This window comes from Borborobacter xinjiangensis, assembly GCF_047739745.1.
GTDB lineage: Bacteria > Pseudomonadota > Alphaproteobacteria > Rhizobiales > Rhizobiaceae > Pseudaminobacter.
In genome coordinates this window covers 165,833-182,771 of record NZ_JBLLVA010000001.1, presented here as the reverse complement: position 1 = coordinate 182,771, position 16,939 = coordinate 165,833, and the positions used below count along the sequence as shown (strand labels likewise).

Here is a 16,939-nt window from a genome sequence, read left to right as displayed (position 1 = left end):
ACGGGCTCATATCAAGGCGCAAAGATCGACCAGTTCATGGTCCTCGCCAGTTTTTCAAGGGCGATGGAGCCGAGCTTGGAATTGCCGTTCTCATTGAGGCCAGGCGACCATACGGCAATCGACGCGATCCCCGGCACGATGCCCAATATCCCCCCGCCGACACCGCTCTTGCCTGGAATACCGACGCGGAAGGCGAAGTCTCCGGAGCCGTCATAATGGCCGCAGGTCAGCATCAAGGCTAGAATGCGCCGGGCGCGTTCGTTCGAGACAACCGAATGCCCGTCTTGCGAGAGCCTCCCGCCATGAGCGAGAAAACGGCCCGAAAGCGCCAGTTGCCGGCAGTTCATGGCGATGGCGCAGTGATGGAAATAGACGCCGAGCGCCAGTTCCGGAGCGTGATGGAGATTGCCGAAGGCGCGCATATAGTTGGCAAGTGCGAAGTTGCGAAATCCGGTTGCTTTCTCGGAAGCCGCCACGTCGCGGTCGACGACGATGGATTCGTCGTCGGCGAGGAACTGGACGAAGCGCAGGATTTCACCGATGGCTTCGCGCGGCTGATGGTCGGCAAGCAGGACATCCGTCACCACGATCGCCCCTGCGTTGATGAACGGATTGCGCGGAATGCCATGTTCGCGCTCGAGCTGGACGATCGAATTGAAAGGATTGCCGGACGGCTCGCGACCGACCCGCCGCCACAAGCCATCGCCGACCTTGCCAAGCGCCAGCGTCAGCGTGAAAATCTTGGAGATGCTTTGGATCGAGAAGCTCTCGTCGGCGTCACCGGCGGTGATGACGCGCCCATCGGTCAGTGCCACCGCAATGCCGAATCGCTTCGGGTCGATGATGCTCAGTTGCGGGATATAGGAAGCAACCTCGCCGCGATCGTCGCGATCGGCCATCTCGGCGGCGAGCGCCGGCAGCACCTCCTCAAGCTCAGGCATTTCTCCCCCTATTTCAACCAGCGCTCTATGCGAGCCACCGCCTCGACCATGTCTTCATGGCTGCCCGCATAGGAAAGCCGCATGAAGCGATGGCCGCAAACCATATCGAAATCGCGGCCGGGCGTAGCCGCTACATGCGCCTCGGCAAGCATGCGCCGGGCAAACTCCATGCTGTCATTGGTCAGCCGCGAGACATCGCAGAAGGCGTAGAACGCCCCATCCATAGGCGCGGCCAGCGCAAAGCCGATTTCCGGCAGCCGCTGCATCAGCAATTCGCGGTTCGCCGCATAGCGGGCCTTCACCGCCTCCAGTTCCGCCGTCGCCCCGAATGCCTCGACGGCGGCGATCTGCGACAGTTCCGGTGCGGAAATGTAGAGGCTCTGCTGGATGCGCTCGATCGGCCGCACCAGGTTTTCGGGCAGCACCATCCAGCCGATTCGCCAGCCGGTCATGCAATAATATTTGGAGAATGAATTGATGACGATAACGTCATCATCAAAGGCAAGCGCGGTCCTATCCGGCCCGCCATAGGCGAGACGGTGATAGATTTCGTCCGAAATCACCGAAATTCCGAGACTTCTTGCCGTCGATACAAGCTCGGCCAGTTCGTCGGGCGGGATGACGGCGCCGGTCGGATTGGCGGGGCTCGCAAACAGCACGCCCTTGAGCGGCTTGCGGCGATGTTCGGCCTCCACATGCTCCGCGCTCAGATAGGCCGCGCCGGCAAGCTCGATTTCCACGACCTCGATGCCCAGCGCCTTCATGATATTGCGATAGGCAGGATAGCCGGGTGCCGCTACAGCCACGCGATCGCCCGGATCGAACATCGCCAGGAACGCCAGGTTGAAGCCTGCCGACGAGCCGGTGGTGACGACGACCCGCGCCGGCGCCACCTCCACCCCATAGTGTTCGGCATAGTGGTCGGCGATTGCCCGACGAAGGGTGAGCGTGCCGAGCGCATCCGTGTAGCCGATGCGCCCGTCGCGCAGGGCACGCGAGGCGGCCTCGCGAACCAGTGCCGGCGCCGGATCGAAAGGCTGGCCGACAGCCATCGAAATGACCGGCGCACCGGACGCCTTGAGCCGGTTGGCCTCGGCCAGCACGTCCATTGCATGAAACGGCTCGACATCCGCTCGTCTTGAAACCGAAACAACCATTTTCGCGTCCATTCCTGGCACTGCCTTGGTTGGCAGCGCCGCACAAATGCCCGATTGATGTGGGGATCACAAGTTCATGAACTTGCGTGCCCAAGCTTTCCATCGTCCCCTTGCTCGTCTACCAGTGGTTTCATCATGCAGGCGCGTTCTTTCCCAATGCTGATTTCCAGGGCCGCACGTTCGCTTACGGCATTGTCGCTGGCGGCCGCCCTTTCCGTCGCCTCCTCCGCTGTCGCTTTCGCGCAGGGCCTGCCGATCGTGCGCGACGCCGAAATCGAGGCGCTGGTGCGCGACTATGCGCGGCCTATTCTGCGGGCGGCGGGCCTTTCCAAGTCTGGCATCGATATCATCCTGGTCAACGATCGAAGCTTCAATGCCTTTGTCGCCGGTCGGCGCATGTTCATCAACACCGGGGCGCTGCTCCAGAGCGAAACGCCGAACGAAATCATCGGCGTCATCGCGCATGAGGCCGGCCATATCGCCGGCGGCCACCAGGAACGGCTGCGCGAGCAATTGGCGCGCGCCCAGACCATGGCCATCGTTGCCGGCCTGCTCGGCGTCGGCGCCGTCGCGGCGGGTGCTGCGATGAAATCGGGCGAACTGGCGCAAGCCGGCGGCGGCCTCGCCATCGGCGGCGGCGAGATGGCGCGGCGCGGCCTGCTCGGCTACCAGCGCACCGAGGAAGCGACCGCCGACCGTTCGGCAATCACCTATCTCGAGGCGACCGGCCAATCGGCCAAGGGCATGCTGACAACCTTCAAGCGCTTCCAGAGCGCGCTTTCGCTCTCCGGCGCGCGGGTCGACCCCTATCAGGTCAGCCATCCGATGCCGCGCGACCGCATCGCCAATCTGGAAGAACTGGCAACCAGAAGCCCCAATTACGAGCGCAAGGATTCCGCGATCCTCCAGCAGCGTCATGACATGATGCGGGCCAAGATCGCGGTCTACACGGAAGGCCAGGCAGGCGCCTCGCGCCTTTTCCGCAAACAGGGCGGCGTTGCCGCGCAATATGCCGATGCATTGGCCACCTATGAATTCGGCAATCCGCGTTCCGCCCTTCCCAAGGTCGACGCGCTAATCAAGCAACAGCCGAAGAACCCCTATCTGCAGGAACTGCGCGGCGATATTCTGATGAAAGTCAACAAGCCCGCGGAGGCGGCAAGGTCGTACGCCAAGGCCGTTCAGCTGGATCCCGTCAAATCGGGCATACTGCCGATCTCTTACGGGCAGGCGCTGATTGCCGTCGGCACGCCGGACGCGTTGAAGCAGGCCGTTGCCCAGATACGCAAAGGTCTCGACCGGGATCGCGAGAATGCGGCCGGCTATCGTTATCTGGCGCAGGCATATGGTCAGCTCGGCGACATCGCTGAAGCGGAACTGGCCACCGCCGAAGGCCATTTTTACGGCGGCTCCTACCAGGACGCCAAAATCTTTGCCATGCGCGCGCAGCAGAGATTCAAGCGCGGCGCGCCCGGATGGGTTCGCGCGCAAGACATCATTAACTACAAGGTGCGCAAGAAATGAGCGCCGGCCGGTAAGTGCGGCACAGCGCAGGCAGGAAAGTTTTCCTGCCGTCGAGAACAAATGGCCGAACGATGCAGAAGCATCGGACCAAGCGGTAGCGGCTTCAGATATGGAACGGAAATCGAGATGAAAAAGGCACTTCTGTTGGGCGCGACCGGAACGGCGGTGGCCATCGTCATGCTGGCGGCCGGCTTCCTTGCCGGCAGGCAGCAAGTGGAGATTGCCGATGTGCCGGCGCCCGCCGCTCAGGCGTCCCCCACCAATGTGGCTGAGCTCGATCGCCAGGAGGTCGAGACCATCGTTCGCGATTATCTGCTCACCAATCCCGAAGTGCTGCTGGAAGCCCAGCAGGCTTTGGAAATAAAGAAGCAGGAGCAGGAGCGTCTCGCCAGCCGCGAGGTGATAAGCGAGGCAAGGGCCGAAATCTTCAATTCCGCCTATGACGGCATTGTCGGCAACCCCGACGGCAAGGTCACCATCGTCGAGTTCTATGATTACAATTGCGGCTATTGCAAACGCGCCCAGGAGGACATGCAGGCGCTGACCGCGGCCGATCCGGACCTGCGCTTCGTGCTGAAGGAGTTCCCGATCCTCGGCCCCGACTCGCACAAGGCGCATATCGTCTCGATGGCGTTCCGCGCGCTTGCGCCGGAAAAATACGGCGAATTCCACAACCAGCTGCTCGGCAGCGAAGGACGCGCCGACGAGAACGCCGCGATCAAGATCGCGCTCTCGCTTGGCGCCGACGAGGCCAAGCTGCGTGAGGAAATGAAGAACCCGGCCATCGCCGACGCATTCTCCAAGACCTACGAACTTGCCAACAAGCTGTCGATCACCGGCACGCCATCCTACGTCGTCGGCAACGAGGTGGTTTTCGGCGCACTTGGCAAGGATGTGCTGAGCGAAAAGATCGAAGCCGCCAGGGCCTGTGGCGAAGAGGGCTGCTAGAGCCCCGGACCGAGAAGTGGAATCCGGTTTTCGGAATCGATCCGATGCTCAATCAAAGAACTAGAGCGTCCTTGCGCGTCCGTTTGGACGCACGGCGCTCTAAGGGGTCCAACACTTGAGAATCATCGGTCTGTGGACAGGAAAAGAAGGCGCTTGCGCTCTTTTCGCAACGGCTTAAGCCAACTATAGAGGTTCGGCGCGTCAATATTCCGGCGCGCGAGAGGTTTTTCGCTTGAAGACTGTCTACGTCCTGAACGGTCCCAATCTGAACGTGCTCGGCAAGCGCGAGCCCGCCATCTATGGCGCAACGACGCTTGCCTCGATCGAGGCCGACTGCCGCAAGACAGCAAAGGCGCTGGGGCTTGCCGCCGAGTGCCGCCAGTCCAATCACGAAGGCGATCTCGTCACCTGGATCCAGGAAGCAGGCGACAAAGCGGTTGGGATCGTCATCAATGCGGGCGCCTATACGCACACTTCCATTGCCCTCCATGACGCCATCCGCGCGGTCGCGCCACTGCCCGTGGTGGAGGTGCATATTTCCAATATTCATGCGCGCGAGCCGTTCCGGCACATCTCCATGATCGCGCCCGCGACAGTGGGCATGATCTGCGGTTTCGGTTCGCTCGGCTATACACTGGCGCTACAGGCGCTCGCCGCCCGGCTGTGACTGGCGCAACAGAAGAAAAGGCTCGAACATGTCGATAAAGAAGACCGGTGTTGACCAGCAACTCGTCCGCGATCTGGCGGGCATACTGAACGACACCAATCTGACCGAAATCGAAGTCGAGCTCGGCGACCTCAAGGTGCGCGTTTCGCGTCAGGCTGCTGCCATGCATGCGGTTGCCGCACCGGCGCCGGTCAATTCGGTGCACGTTGCTCCTCCACCGGCGGCGGCTCCCGCCCCTGCCGCCAATGCCGCCGCGCCCGCCCCCGACATTTCCCGCAATGCCGTCCCCTCGCCGATGGTCGGAACCGCCTACCTTGCCCCCGCGCCCGATGCCAAGCCGTTCATCGAAGTCGGTCAGGCTGTGAAGGAAGGCCAGACGCTGCTGATCATCGAGGCGATGAAGACGATGAACCAGATACCCTCCCCGCGCTCCGGCACGGTAACGGCGATCCTGTTCGAGGATGCGCAGCCGGTCGAATACGGCATGCCGCTGGTCGTTATCGAATAGTTCGGGGAACAGGTTCGGATGTTTCAGAAAATCCTCATTGCCAATCGTGGCGAAATCGCGCTGCGGGTGCTGCGTGCGGCCAAGGAACTGGGCATCCAGACCGTCGTCGTCCATTCGACCGCCGACGCCGATGCCATGCATGTGCGGCTTGCCGACGAAAGCGTATGCATCGGACCGCCGCCTTCGCGCGACAGCTATCTGAACATCCACCAGATCGTCGCCGCCTGCGAGATCACCGGCGCCGACGCCGTCCATCCAGGCTACGGCTTCCTGTCGGAAAACGCCAAGTTCGCCGACATTCTTGCGGCCCACAACATCACCTTCATCGGGCCGTCGGGCGATCATATCCGCGTCATGGGCGACAAGATCGAGGCCAAACGCACAGCCAAGCGTCTCGGCATTCCGGTCGTGCCCGGATCGGATGGGGCCGTTTCCGATGAAGGCGAGGCCAAGCGCATTGCCGCCGCAATCGGCTATCCGGTCATCATCAAGGCTTCGGCCGGCGGTGGTGGGCGCGGCATGAAGGTGGCGCGCAGCGAGACCGACCTTGTGGAGGCCTTGCAAACCGCGCGCTCCGAGGCCGGAGCCGCCTTTGGCGACGACGCAGTCTACATCGAAAAATATCTCGAAAAGCCGCGCCACATCGAAATCCAGGTGTTCGGCGACGGAGCCGGCAAGGGCATCCACCTCGGCGAGCGCGATTGTTCCTTGCAGCGCCGCCACCAGAAGGTGTGGGAGGAGGCCAATTCACCGGCCCTCAACGAGGAGCAGCGCACCCAGATCGGCGGCATCTGCTCGCGCGCCATTGCCGATCTCGGCTACTCCGGCGCCGGCACCATCGAGTTCCTTTATGAGAACGGCGAGTTCTACTTCATCGAGATGAACACCAGGCTGCAGGTGGAGCACCCGGTGACTGAAGCCATCACCGGCATCGATCTGGTGCATGAGCAGATCAGGGTCGCGTCGGGCGGCGGATTGTCGGTGCGTCAGGAGGATATCCGCTTTCACGGGCACGCCATCGAGTGCCGCATCAATGCCGAGGACCCGAAGACCTTCGTGCCCTCGCCCGGCACAATTACGCATTTCCACACGCCGGGCGGCTTGGGTGTGCGTGTCGATTCCGGCGTCTATTCCGGCTACCGGATCCCGCCCTATTACGACAGCCTTATCGGAAAGTTGATCGTGCACGGTCGCAACCGTGTCGAGTGCATGATGCGGCTTCGCCGCGCACTCGATGAATTCGTCGTAGATGGCATCAACACGACACTACCGCTGTTTCGCGAACTGGTCGGCAACCCCGATATCGCCAATGGCGACTATGATATCCACTGGCTGGAAAAGCACCTCGCGGAGACGCAATAGCGTATATTCCGCATGATCTCATAAATCCAAAAGCGGGATCGATTTTGGACAGGGTTGTGCTTAAATTCAAAAGCGCTACATCCCTCTTGCCGCGTCCGATCGGACACCAAGGGCTGTAGTTTGAACCCGGCGGGCGGCTAAGATGTGCGGCGGCAAGGTGCTGGAGAGATGCGAAGGCGGCAGGGTCGCCCACCGGCGTGCCGGCGACACCCCATGACCCGCCCCTATGCTCCCGGACACCGGATTCCGGTCGATATCCTGCTTCGCGCCTATGCGTCGGGCGTCTTCCCGATGGCTGAAAGCGCAACCGATCCGGACGTCTTCTGGGTACGTCCGGAAACGCGGGGCATCATCCCGCTCGACGCTTTCCATATTCCCAAAAGCCTGCGCAAGACCATCCGCCAGCGGCGTTTCGACATCCGATTCGATAGCGATTTTATCGGGGTTATAGATGGCTGCGCCGAGGAGCGCGCCGAGCGCAGGACCACCTGGATCAACGCTTCGATCCGTGAAGCCTATATCAGACTGTTCGAGCGGGGCAATTGCCACTCGGTAGAGGCTTGGCGGGAGGACCGCCTTGTCGGCGGGCTGTACGGCGTGACGCTCGGCCGCGTTTTCTTTGGTGAAAGCATGTTCTCGAAGGAAACCGACGCCTCGAAAGTCTGTCTGGTCAGCCTGGTCGAGCGCCTGAATGCACGCGGCTTCGTGCTTCTCGACACGCAGTTCACCACCGAACATCTGAAGCGCTTCGGTGCAATCGACATCGCGCGCGGCCGATATGAGCAGTTGCTAGAAGAAGCCCTGCAAGGCCGGGCCGAATTCTACCCGTGAGCCCCTAAAGCAATTTCAGGGAAGCGGAAATCGACTTCCATCGGAATTGCCTGACCAAAAGTGTTGGAAGTCGAGACGGCTATAGCGCCGGTCGTCGTCAGTTGGTTTTCGGGGCCGGCACGTCGGATTCCGTCTTGCAACCCTTCAGCCACACGTCGTAGACGGCATGCTCGACGGCGTTGAGCCCAGGGCTTTCGGCGAACATCCAACCGGTGAAGATGCGACGGATTTTCCGGTCGAGCGTGATCTCGTCGACTTCCACAAACGCGTCGGTTTTCGGCTCTTCGCTTTCCGGGCGCGAATAGCAGACACGCGGTGTCACCTGCAGCGCGCCGAACTGCACCGTCTCGTCAATATAGACATCGAAGGTGATGATGCGTCCGGTGATCTTGTCGACACCGGTAAACTCGGCAACCGGGTTCTTCACGCGGCCGGCATTTGCCGGTTTGGCCGGAGCCGGCGTCGTCTCTTGTTCGGGCGGCGCCGAGGTCGGCTCCTCGCCGGGAACAGGCGCTGGCAACTCCTCGCCGGGGATGGGACCCGGCTCCTCTGCCGGAGGCGGAGCGGCAGGTTCCTCGAGCGGAGCGAAAACGCCCGGCTCCTGCGGAGGCGGCGGAAACTGGTCGGACTGCTGCGCGGCGGCGGGAGCAAGCATCGAAGCGAGTGCCAATACCGACGCGGCCCAGGCGCTCGCAGCGCGTCGGCCTCGTGAATGTCGGCTGGTTGTCGTCATCGGGAAAATACCGGAGATTGAAGCCAGGCTGCGTGGGTGACGCCTTGTTGCAGCGCTGATAGCCACAAAATATGGCGAGAAAATACCCTTGGTCTTAGCAATGAACTAACGAATGCCCTCACCCGCCCGGCGTCCAGGCGTCGTAGTCGCCGGTTACCTGCGGCCGATGGCCAGTGCCGAGCAGCGAGCCTTTCGGACGGTAGGCCGCAGCGCTGCCGGTCAGGTTGGGCAGATGTGGTTTCTCCCACTCCCGCGCCACGTAGTTTTCCTTCGATGGCGGCGTATCTACCCGGTGATGAATCCAGCCGTGCCAGCCCGGCGGAATTTGCGAGGCTTCAACCAGGTCCTTGTAGATGACCCAGCGCCGCGTGCGCCCCTCGGAGTCCTTGCCGCCTTCGTAATAGATGTTTCCCGCCTCGTCGCGGCCAACCTCGGTGCCATGACGCCAGGTGTGGAAACGGGTGCCGAGCGTCTGGCTGCTCCACCAGGTGAAAAATTGCAGGAGGAAATTCTTCATGCGATTCTCAAGCGCTCCAATGCGCAACAACTCCCCGCCTTATGGCGTCCGCGCGTTCTTATTGCAAGGCTTTGGCTGTTGAGCGCCGCTTTGCACGCAATTGGCAAGGGCGGGCAAAGGACATAGCATCGCGAGAGTTGAGCGTAGATCCATACGGGCCGCACGCGATGGACTTCAGGCAGATCCTCGAAATACTCAGCCTGTGCGTAACCATAATCGGCCTGCCGCTCGCCATCTTCATCTTCGTCTACGAACAGCGCAAGGAACGCGTCAACGAGGAGGAAGAAATCCGGCAGATGCTGGCCGATGGCTATACCGATTTCCTCAAGCTCACCCTCGACCATCCCGACCTGAAGCTGCAGTCACGCGAGGCAACCCCCGGCCTCAACGAACTCCAGCTCGAGCAGATGTTGGCGCTCTTCGCCATTCTGATCGCGCTGTTCGAAAGAGCCTATCTGGTCGCCTATGAGAAGAACATGACGCCACGCAAGCTGCGGCATTGGCGCTCATGGGAGGATTTCATGCGCGAATGGTGCGAGCGCGAGGATTTTCGCCGCGCCCTGCCCTCGCTTCTGCCCGGCGAGGATCCGGATTTCACCGCCTACATCACGCGCCTTGCCGAAGCCGAGCGCGTTCGGGCAACGTCTTGAATCAAGCCGATCAGCCTTGCCTGTCAGGCGAGCACTTTTTCCATGACCAGGCCGGTATGCCGGATTGCCCGCCGCCGCAATTCGCCGTCTCTCCGACCGGCGTAAAACCGTTTGCCCGGTAGAACGCCACGGCCGGCGCGTTGGCCTGCTCGACTTCGAGCCTGATCAGGCGGGCGTCTGGGAAACTGTCCTCGATTTCCCGCAGCAGCATTCTTCCCAGCCCGGCGCGTTGCGCGGACGGATGTACGTAAAGCTGGTGCAGCATCACGATCTTCGGATCGGTTGTCGCCGCCGCATAGGCCATGCCGCCGAGCCGCTCGCCGTCGTCCGCAACGAGGAATTCGGAATTCGGCCGTGCCATGCGCGCCTTCAACGAGGCAATCGAATGCCAGTCGGCGGTGATCTCCTCGACCTGATCGGCGCCGTAGAGAGCATCGTAGGTCGCGTGCCATGTCTCGACGAGGAGCGCGCGCACCGCCGCCAGATCACGCTCGCTGGCGGTGCGTACGAACATCGCTTCACTCCACGCCGAGCTTGGCCTTGACCAGATCGTTCACCGCCTGCGGATTGGCCTTGCCGCCGGTCGCCTTCATCACCTGGCCGACGAACCACCCGGCCATGCTCGGCTTGGCGCGCGCCTGTTCGGCCTTGTCGGGATTTGCCGCGATCACCTCGTCGACCGCCTTTTCAATGGCGCCCGTATCGGTGACCTGCTTCATGCCCCGGCTTTCGACCAGTTCGCGCGGGTCCCCACCCTCTTTCCACACGATCTCGAACAGATCCTTGGCGATCTTGCCGGAAATCGTGCCTTCCTTGATGAGATCGATGATGGCGCCGAGCTGGTCGGGCGTAACCGGCGCATTTTCGATATCGCCGCTGTCCTTGTTCAGGGCACCCAACAAATCGTTGATGACCCAGTTGGCAGCGAGCTTGCCGTCGCGGCCGCTCGCCACCTTCTCGAAATAGTCGGCAATCGATTTTTCCGCGACGAGGATGGAGGCATCGTAGACCGAAAGCCCAAGGCTCGAGATCAGTCGCGCCCGCTTGTCGTCGGGCAGCTCCGGCAGGTCTGCGGCCAGCGCATCGACATAAGCCTGGTCGAATTCCAGCGGCAGCAGGTCCGGATCGGGGAAATAGCGATAGTCATGCGCCTCCTCCTTGGAGCGCATCGAGCGCGTCTCGCCCTTGTTCGGATCGAACAGCCGCGTTTCCTGCTCGATTGCGCCACCATCTTCCAGAATGGCGATCTGCCGGCGCGCCTCATATTCGATCGCCTGGCCGACGAAGCGGATGGAATTGACGTTCTTGATCTCGCAGCGCGTGCCGAATTCGCCGCCCGGCCGGCGCACCGACACGTTGACGTCGGCACGCATCGAGCCTTCGTCCATATTGCCGTCGCAAGTGCCGAGATAGCGCACGATCATCCGCAGCTTGGTGAGATAGGCTTTGGCCTCGTCGGCCGAGCGCATATCGGGCTTCGATACGATTTCCATCAGCGCGACGCCCGAACGGTTCAGGTCGACATAGGACATGGTCGGATGCTGGTCATGCATCGACTTGCCGGCGTCCTGCTCAAGATGCAGCCGCTCGATGCCGACTTCGATATCCTCGAACTCACCCTTCTTGTCGGGACCGACGGAGACGATCACCGTGCCCTCGCCGACGATCGGCTGCTTGAACTGCGAAATCTGGTAGCCCTGAGGCAGGTCGGGATAAAAATAGTTCTTCCGGTCGAAAACCGATTTGTGATTGATCTGCGCCTTCAGGCCAAGGCCGGTGCGGATCGCCTGTTTCACGCATTCCTCGTTGATGACCGGCAACATGCCCGGCATTGCCGCATCGACCAGGCTGACATTGGCATTAGGGGCCGCCCCGAACGAGGTCGAGGCTCCCGAAAACAGCTTGGCGTTCGAGGTCACCTGCGCATGAACCTCCATGCCGATGACAATTTCCCAATCGCCGGTGGCTCCAGGGATCAGGCGTTTCGGATCGGGCGTGCGTGTATCGATAAGAGTCATGGCGTTCCGGAAGCGTGGCTGATGTGCGAGGCGTCTTCGCATGAGATGATCGTCGTTTCGCTAGATCAATACCCGCGAGGTTGCAAGCTTTGCGCACCCAATGCTGAAAGGGGGCAGCTCACATCCTTCTTAGCGCCACATCCGGATACAACTTTAACGATTATACAACTCTCACGCGATATTTAGGAACAATGTCCTACCGTCCCTATGCAGGCAAGAGCCTGCTCCTTCCGCTTCGGCGGGTTCCTCCAGCCTCTCCCGCCTCGCCACCCCCGCAGGCGGGAGAGGCTCCCAGCAAGCGGAGCGCATCGTGCGGATGAAAAGCGTCTGCGCATTCCTGGCTTTGGCAGCTTCTTCGCCAGCACTTGCCGAGCCGGCATCCGCACCGACGATGTCCGCCAGCATAGAGCGGCACCACACCAGCAATGCCCTCGACAGCGAATTCGCCGTCGCCGACTGGTACACCTTGATCCGCGGCTCGCTTCAGCATGCCGCGCAGCACGAAAACGGCGTCGTGCGGCTCGGCGCAGAATTCCAGGCAAGCCGCTATGATACGATCGGTATCGAGGACGACCACGCCGCCGCACTGCAACTGGAAGTTACGAAAAAACTCAGTCCCACGGTGGAACTTCGCGGCGCGCTCAGCTATCGGGTTTCTTCGGAAGGCGACGACCTGACGCTTGGGCCCTTCGTCCTCGGCACGCGCACGCTGAGCCAAGTGTTCGCCGCTGAAACCCAGCTCGGCATCGATCTCGGCGGCGGCACGGCATTGGTCCTCGAACTCGCCGATGCGCTCGAGAAGGTCGGCAGGACAACGTTCCAGGACACGATCTTCGCGCCAACGAAACTCGACCCCGACCAAAACCGGCTACGGATTGGCGCCAGGCTCTTTCGCACCGCCGGTCCGGTCACCTACGGCGTCTCGGCCTCGGCAACCAGGGTTTCGGTCGAAAAGCTCGGTTTTCCACCCGCGGGGCTGTCGCTGTCCGAGTACACGTTGCGCACCGAGGCCGGCTGGACCGGAACCGACGGCGCGACCATCAACGTCGCCCTAGGCATCCAGACGCTGCTCGGCGCCGATGACATTTATGCGAATACCCGCCCGACCTATCAACTCAGTTTCGCCAAGCCGCTGCTCCACGGCTTGGAACTGCGTGGTGCCGTATTCGGCCGCTTCGAAACGGTCGATAGCGACGATCCGCTCGCCTCATGGCTGCAGCGCGGCGAGATCGAGGTCAGGCTGCGGCCATCGGAAAAACTGCTGCTCGCTTCCGGCATATTCGGCGAGCTGAAGGAAAACCTGCTGCTGGAAAACGAAGAACATGCCTACGGCATCTACGCGGAAGCGGCATACGACGCCACCAAAGCCCTGTCGCTGGTTGTTCGTCTGGATTTCACCGATCGCCGCCTGACGGTTATCGACACCCGCAAGAACTCGCTCGATGCGTTCGTCGGTATCAGGACGAAACTGTAGAGCGGCGAACCGCTCCACGAGTTCCATCCAGGGACCTATCCTGCCGCAGTTGACGCGGGCAGGATAGGCATTTGCCGCACGCTGCGGTCAGCGGCCGAGCTTGTAGCTCTTCCGGTTCAGGATGCTGTTGCCGCCGAGCACGCCGACGCCGATCCCGCTCAAAATGCCGTTGCCGGTGTTGTTGCCGTTCAGGATGCCCGACACCGTGTTGCCGCTGAGGATGGCCGAGCCGTTCAGCACCGAGGTGCCATTGAGCAAGCCGTTCAGCACGTTGACGTCGCCAAGGCCGATGGACGGCGAGACGTTGACTAGGCCGCCGGTCGATGTCTGGTTGTGGCCGAATTGCGTATGGCTGCTGGAACCCCAGCCGCCGGCTTGCGCGGCGATGGCGGAGCAAGAAACAAAAGCGGCAGCGAGTGTAATGGTAAAGGTTTTCATGATGCATTCTCCTTGTTGCACGAAGTATTCCTTCATCTTCCCTGCGATGTACCTGCGATATTGATTATTCATGCTTCAGCGAGATATACAATCAGGAAGTGCAATTTCAGATCAATACAACCTGTTTTCCTTTTCTTAACCCTAATCTTTTACCTTAAGACAGATGGTTACCGCCGCCACGACCGGACGACAAAACAGCGGAGAATTGAAGTTTCGCCCGGCGATGGCGCTCAATCGGCTCGACGTTCCCAGCGGTCGAGAAACGCCTCGATGGTCATCGACTGCATGTCGGGAATGGCATCCACGAGGCGGTCGAGCGGCCAATCCCACCAGGCAAGCGCTTCGATCCGCGCCGATATTTTCTCGGGAAAACGCAGCCGCAGCCGCTTCGACGGAACGCCGGCCACGATCTCGTAGGGAGCGACATCGCGCGTCACCACGGCATTCGCGCCGACGACCGCACCATTTCCTATGGCAACGCCCGGCAGGATCACGGCACCGTGCCCCACCCAGACGTCATGGCCGATGGTCACGGATTTCTGCCGCCGCCTTTGCCTGAACGCACCATCGACGCCCAGATAGCGGAAATACTCGTTGGGACGATAACTCACCTTGTGGCTGGTGATACGTTCGATCGGATGTTCAAGCGCATTGATGCGTGTATTGGCGGCAATCGAGCAGAATTTGCCGATCGTGGTGTAAATCGCCTCGCCATGGCGTTCGAAATAGGAGAAGTTGCCGACGCTCACCTCGCGCAGGATCGCACGTTCACCGATCACCACATAGCGGCCGAGCCGACAGGACTTCAGCTCCGCCGTCGGATGGATGCGCGGCTCCGGCTCCTTGAAACGAAGATCGTCGGCCTGGGTCATGCGCGCCGTTTACGTCGAAGCGTGGCACCTCGCAAGCTCGGCACCGTAAGGCGCCGACAACTATTGCGGCTTGCCGTCGGTCCACACCACGTTCTGCCCATAGAGCGGAACGGTTGTGATCGCCATTTTCGCCGAGCCGTCCTGCACCTGGCGTGAGTGCGAGAGATAGATCAGCGTGTCGTTCTTCTTGTCGTAAATTCGGTTCACCACCTGCTTTTTCCAGATCAGGCTGATGCTTTGCTTGAACACCTCCTCCCCTTCCTCGCTGAGGTCGATCTTGCCTATGGTGATCGGGCCGGTCTGGCGGCAGGAAATCGACGAGTCCGATGGGTTCTCGAACCAGTTGCCTTTTTGCAGCCGGTCGACCATGCCCCTATCGAAATAGGAGACGTGGCAGGTCACGCCATCCACCGCCGGGTCCTTCACGGCTTCGATCACGATATCGTTGCCGAGCCAGTCCACGCCGACCTTGCCGACTTCCTGCGCCAAGGCCGGAGCTGTAGCGCCGGCCCACAATGCGGTGATACCGATAAGCAAGCGGCGCATGCATCTCTCCTTGAATCCGGTTGCCACACGCAACAGTTGGGGCGGCAGGACGACCCTTGCAAGCGTAAACAACGACCAAAGCATTGCCGGCCAGCGGCAACATGGCCCATTTCATCAACCGCCAGTCCCAATTAAGGTCCGGCAGTGGAGCCAATTGGCGGCGGACCGCATGCATGATCCGTATAAGACGCGATCGTGCCCCAAACGGAATGACATCATGATGCGAACAATCCTGGTCGGCATACTCGTTCTGATGGCAGCCGGCGTCGCCTGGCTGACATTCGACTGGTATCGCGCCCGCCATGGCGGCGAACCATTCGGCGCGCCGTTCACGCTCGTCGACCAGAAAGGCGAGCCGATCACCGAAGCGGCGTTTCGCGGCCACCCGAGCGCCGTGTTCTTCGGCTTCACCCATTGTCCGGAGGTCTGCCCCACCACACTGGTCGAGCTGGATTCCTGGTTGAAGAAGCTCGGCGACGACGGAAGCGACATCAAGGCCTATTTCGTTTCCATCGACCCTGAGCGCGATACCCCGGAGATTCTCGACACTTACGTCCGCAATGTCTCCGACCGCATCACCGGCATCACCGGCGAGCCCGCCAAGGTCGAGGCGATGGCGAAATCCTTCGGCATTTATGCGCGCAAGGTGCCGCTGGAGGGCAGCGACTACACGATGGATCACACCGCATCCGTGCTGCTTCTCAACGGGCGCGGCGATTTCGCCGGCACGATCGCCTATGGGGAAAGCGGCGACACCGCGCTCGCCAAGCTGAAACGGCTTGCAGATAAAGGCTGAAACGGTCAGTAGTGGGGTCTGTCTCCACACCTCACATCCGATCGCGAAGCACATGAGCCAGACACGCCTCTATCTGACGGTCGGACGCACCGACGCCGACCGCGCTTTTGCAGCCTTTGAACTGGCGTTCGAAGAAGAAGGGTTTCCGCTGGCCGTCCGTGAACTGGACGAGGACCGCGACATCCATGAAGTGTCGCTCTACGCCGATAGCGAGGTCGAGGAAATCGAGGAGCGTATGCGCCAGGCGCTCGCAGGCCTGTCGCTCGACAACAAGATCGAACGCGAGGTCCTCCCCGACATCGATTGGGTGGCGCTGTCGCTGGAAGGGCTGAAGCCGGTGCGCGCCGGGCGCTTCGTCGTCCATGGTTCGCACGACCGCCAGGCCCGCCGCGCTGGAGAACTTGCCATCGAGATCGAGGCCGGCCTGGCATTCGGTACCGGCCACCACGGCACCACCTCGGGGTGCCTGGAGATGATCGAGATGGTCGCCGGCCGCGAGCGCCCAAGGAACGCGCTCGATCTCGGCACCGGCAGCGCGGTACTGGCGATCGCGCTGGCAAAGCTCCTGCGCATCCCGGTGCTTGCAACCGACATCGACCCGATCGCTACAAGGGTCGCGAGCGACAACGCCCGGCTGAACGGCGTTGCCGCCCTGGTTGAAACCCATACGGCGCCCGGCTTTCATCACCCGATCTTTGCGGCACGCGGCCCATTCGAACTCATCGTCGCCAATATATTGGCGCGTCCGCTGATGAAGCTGGCGCCGCAGATGGCACGGCATCTGGTGCCGGGCGGCTCACTCATTCTGTCGGGCATTCTGGAGCGTCAGCGCAACGCCGTGCTTGCCGCCTATGTCGGGCAGAGTTTTCGCCACGTCAGCACGCTTGCCCGCGAAGGCTGGGTGACGCTTCACCTCAAGCGCTGAACGCTAGCCGCCGCGTTGCAAGCGGCCGGCGG

19 protein-coding genes are annotated in these 16,939 nt (G+C 61.6%); 10 read left to right on the top strand and 9 right to left on the bottom strand.

Annotated elements, in window-relative coordinates; all coding sequences use genetic code 11:
* Positions 1 to 11 precede the first annotated feature (11 nt).
* Together ACLKMW_RS00860 and ACLKMW_RS00855 are read right to left on the bottom strand one after the other, a co-directional pair.
* Entirely contained in the window at positions 12 to 941 is a 930-nt protein-coding gene (locus tag ACLKMW_RS00860; protein ID WP_415722479.1) for a glutaminase, read from the bottom strand.
* A gap of 8 nt (positions 942 to 949) precedes the next feature.
* Positions 950 to 2,098 carry a pyridoxal phosphate-dependent aminotransferase gene (locus ACLKMW_RS00855; RefSeq protein ID WP_415722478.1) on the bottom strand — a complete coding sequence of 383 codons (1,149 nt, stop codon included), beginning with the start codon at positions 2,096 to 2,098 and terminating at the stop codon, positions 950 to 952.
* Between the two features lie 156 nt (positions 2,099 to 2,254).
* Here ACLKMW_RS00855 and ACLKMW_RS00850 point away from each other — a divergent pair, with 156 nt between their 5' ends.
* The 6 genes from ACLKMW_RS00850 to aat all read left to right on the top strand — a co-directional run bounded on the left by ACLKMW_RS00850 (position 2,255) and on the right by aat (position 7,938).
* Positions 2,255 to 3,622, top strand: a complete 1,368-nt coding sequence (locus ACLKMW_RS00850) for a M48 family metalloprotease (RefSeq protein WP_415722477.1) — start codon at positions 2,255 to 2,257, stop codon at positions 3,620 to 3,622.
* 126 nt (positions 3,623 to 3,748) lie between these two features.
* The gene (locus tag ACLKMW_RS00845) at positions 3,749 to 4,570 is read left to right on the top strand and encodes a DsbA family protein (RefSeq protein WP_415722476.1); all 822 of its coding nucleotides are present in this window, start codon (positions 3,749 to 3,751) and stop codon (positions 4,568 to 4,570) included.
* Between the two features lie 232 nt (positions 4,571 to 4,802).
* Complete coding sequence (gene aroQ, locus ACLKMW_RS00840; RefSeq protein ID WP_415722475.1) at positions 4,803 to 5,237, top strand: type II 3-dehydroquinate dehydratase; 435 nt, start codon at positions 4,803 to 4,805, stop codon at positions 5,235 to 5,237.
* 28 nt (positions 5,238 to 5,265) lie between these two features.
* Entirely contained in the window at positions 5,266 to 5,745 is a 480-nt protein-coding gene (accB, locus tag ACLKMW_RS00835; protein WP_415722474.1) for an acetyl-CoA carboxylase biotin carboxyl carrier protein, read from the top strand.
* 18 nt (positions 5,746 to 5,763) lie between these two features.
* Positions 5,764 to 7,107 carry an acetyl-CoA carboxylase biotin carboxylase subunit gene (accC, locus tag ACLKMW_RS00830; protein ID WP_415722473.1) on the top strand — a complete coding sequence of 448 codons (1,344 nt, stop codon included), beginning with the start codon at positions 5,764 to 5,766 and terminating at the stop codon, positions 7,105 to 7,107.
* Positions 7,108 to 7,320: 213 nt separating this feature from the next.
* Positions 7,321 to 7,938: a leucyl/phenylalanyl-tRNA--protein transferase gene (gene aat, locus ACLKMW_RS00825; protein ID WP_415722472.1), complete on the top strand. Its 618-nt coding sequence runs from the start codon at positions 7,321 to 7,323 to the stop codon at positions 7,936 to 7,938.
* Positions 7,939 to 8,035: 97 nt separating this feature from the next.
* Here aat and ACLKMW_RS00820 read toward each other — a convergent pair whose 3' ends face one another.
* Entirely contained in the window at positions 8,036 to 8,458 is a 423-nt protein-coding gene (locus tag ACLKMW_RS00820; protein WP_415722741.1) for a DUF2155 domain-containing protein, read from the bottom strand.
* A gap of 331 nt (positions 8,459 to 8,789) precedes the next feature.
* Positions 8,790 to 9,188 (bottom strand): NADH:ubiquinone oxidoreductase subunit NDUFA12, encoded by a 399-nt coding sequence (locus ACLKMW_RS00815; RefSeq protein ID WP_415722471.1) that lies wholly within the window; start codon positions 9,186 to 9,188, stop codon positions 8,790 to 8,792.
* A 167-nt stretch (positions 9,189 to 9,355) separates the two neighbouring features.
* On the opposite strand from ACLKMW_RS00815, the gene ACLKMW_RS00810 reads away from it, so the two are divergent.
* Positions 9,356 to 9,838, top strand: coding sequence for a hypothetical protein (locus ACLKMW_RS00810; protein WP_415722470.1), 483 nt, complete (start codon positions 9,356 to 9,358; stop codon positions 9,836 to 9,838).
* A gap of 10 nt (positions 9,839 to 9,848) precedes the next feature.
* Here the strand turns inward: ACLKMW_RS00810 and ACLKMW_RS00805 are convergent, their stop codons facing one another.
* Both ACLKMW_RS00805 and gatB read right to left on the bottom strand, forming a co-directional pair.
* Complete coding sequence (locus tag ACLKMW_RS00805; RefSeq protein ID WP_415722469.1) at positions 9,849 to 10,352, bottom strand: GNAT family N-acetyltransferase; 504 nt, start codon at positions 10,350 to 10,352, stop codon at positions 9,849 to 9,851.
* 4 nt (positions 10,353 to 10,356) lie between these two features.
* Positions 10,357 to 11,856, bottom strand: coding sequence for an Asp-tRNA(Asn)/Glu-tRNA(Gln) amidotransferase subunit GatB (gatB, locus tag ACLKMW_RS00800; RefSeq protein ID WP_415722468.1), 1,500 nt, complete (start codon positions 11,854 to 11,856; stop codon positions 10,357 to 10,359).
* Between the two features lie 316 nt (positions 11,857 to 12,172).
* Here gatB and ACLKMW_RS00795 point away from each other — a divergent pair, with 316 nt between their 5' ends.
* Positions 12,173 to 13,330, top strand: a complete 1,158-nt coding sequence (locus ACLKMW_RS00795; RefSeq protein ID WP_415722740.1) for a hypothetical protein — start codon at positions 12,173 to 12,175, stop codon at positions 13,328 to 13,330.
* 87 nt (positions 13,331 to 13,417) lie between these two features.
* On the opposite strand, the gene ACLKMW_RS00790 is transcribed toward ACLKMW_RS00795, so the two are convergent.
* The 3 genes from ACLKMW_RS00790 to ACLKMW_RS00780 form a co-directional block, all read right to left on the bottom strand.
* Positions 13,418 to 13,804: a hypothetical protein gene (locus ACLKMW_RS00790; protein ID WP_415722467.1), complete on the bottom strand. Its 387-nt coding sequence runs from the start codon at positions 13,802 to 13,804 to the stop codon at positions 13,418 to 13,420.
* Between the two features lie 194 nt (positions 13,805 to 13,998).
* The gene (locus tag ACLKMW_RS00785) at positions 13,999 to 14,640 is read right to left on the bottom strand and encodes a DapH/DapD/GlmU-related protein (protein WP_415722466.1); all 642 of its coding nucleotides are present in this window, start codon (positions 14,638 to 14,640) and stop codon (positions 13,999 to 14,001) included.
* Between the two features lie 60 nt (positions 14,641 to 14,700).
* The gene (locus ACLKMW_RS00780; protein WP_415722465.1) at positions 14,701 to 15,186 is read right to left on the bottom strand and encodes a CreA family protein; all 486 of its coding nucleotides are present in this window, start codon (positions 15,184 to 15,186) and stop codon (positions 14,701 to 14,703) included.
* Between the two features lie 217 nt (positions 15,187 to 15,403).
* Here ACLKMW_RS00780 and ACLKMW_RS00775 point away from each other — a divergent pair, with 217 nt between their 5' ends.
* Positions 15,404 to 15,982: an SCO family protein gene (locus ACLKMW_RS00775; RefSeq protein ID WP_415722464.1), complete on the top strand. Its 579-nt coding sequence runs from the start codon at positions 15,404 to 15,406 to the stop codon at positions 15,980 to 15,982.
* A gap of 52 nt (positions 15,983 to 16,034) precedes the next feature.
* A complete protein-coding gene (locus ACLKMW_RS00770) occupies positions 16,035 to 16,907 on the top strand; it encodes a 50S ribosomal protein L11 methyltransferase (RefSeq protein ID WP_415722463.1) in 873 nt (290 codons plus the stop codon).
* Positions 16,908 to 16,939 lie beyond the last annotated feature (32 nt).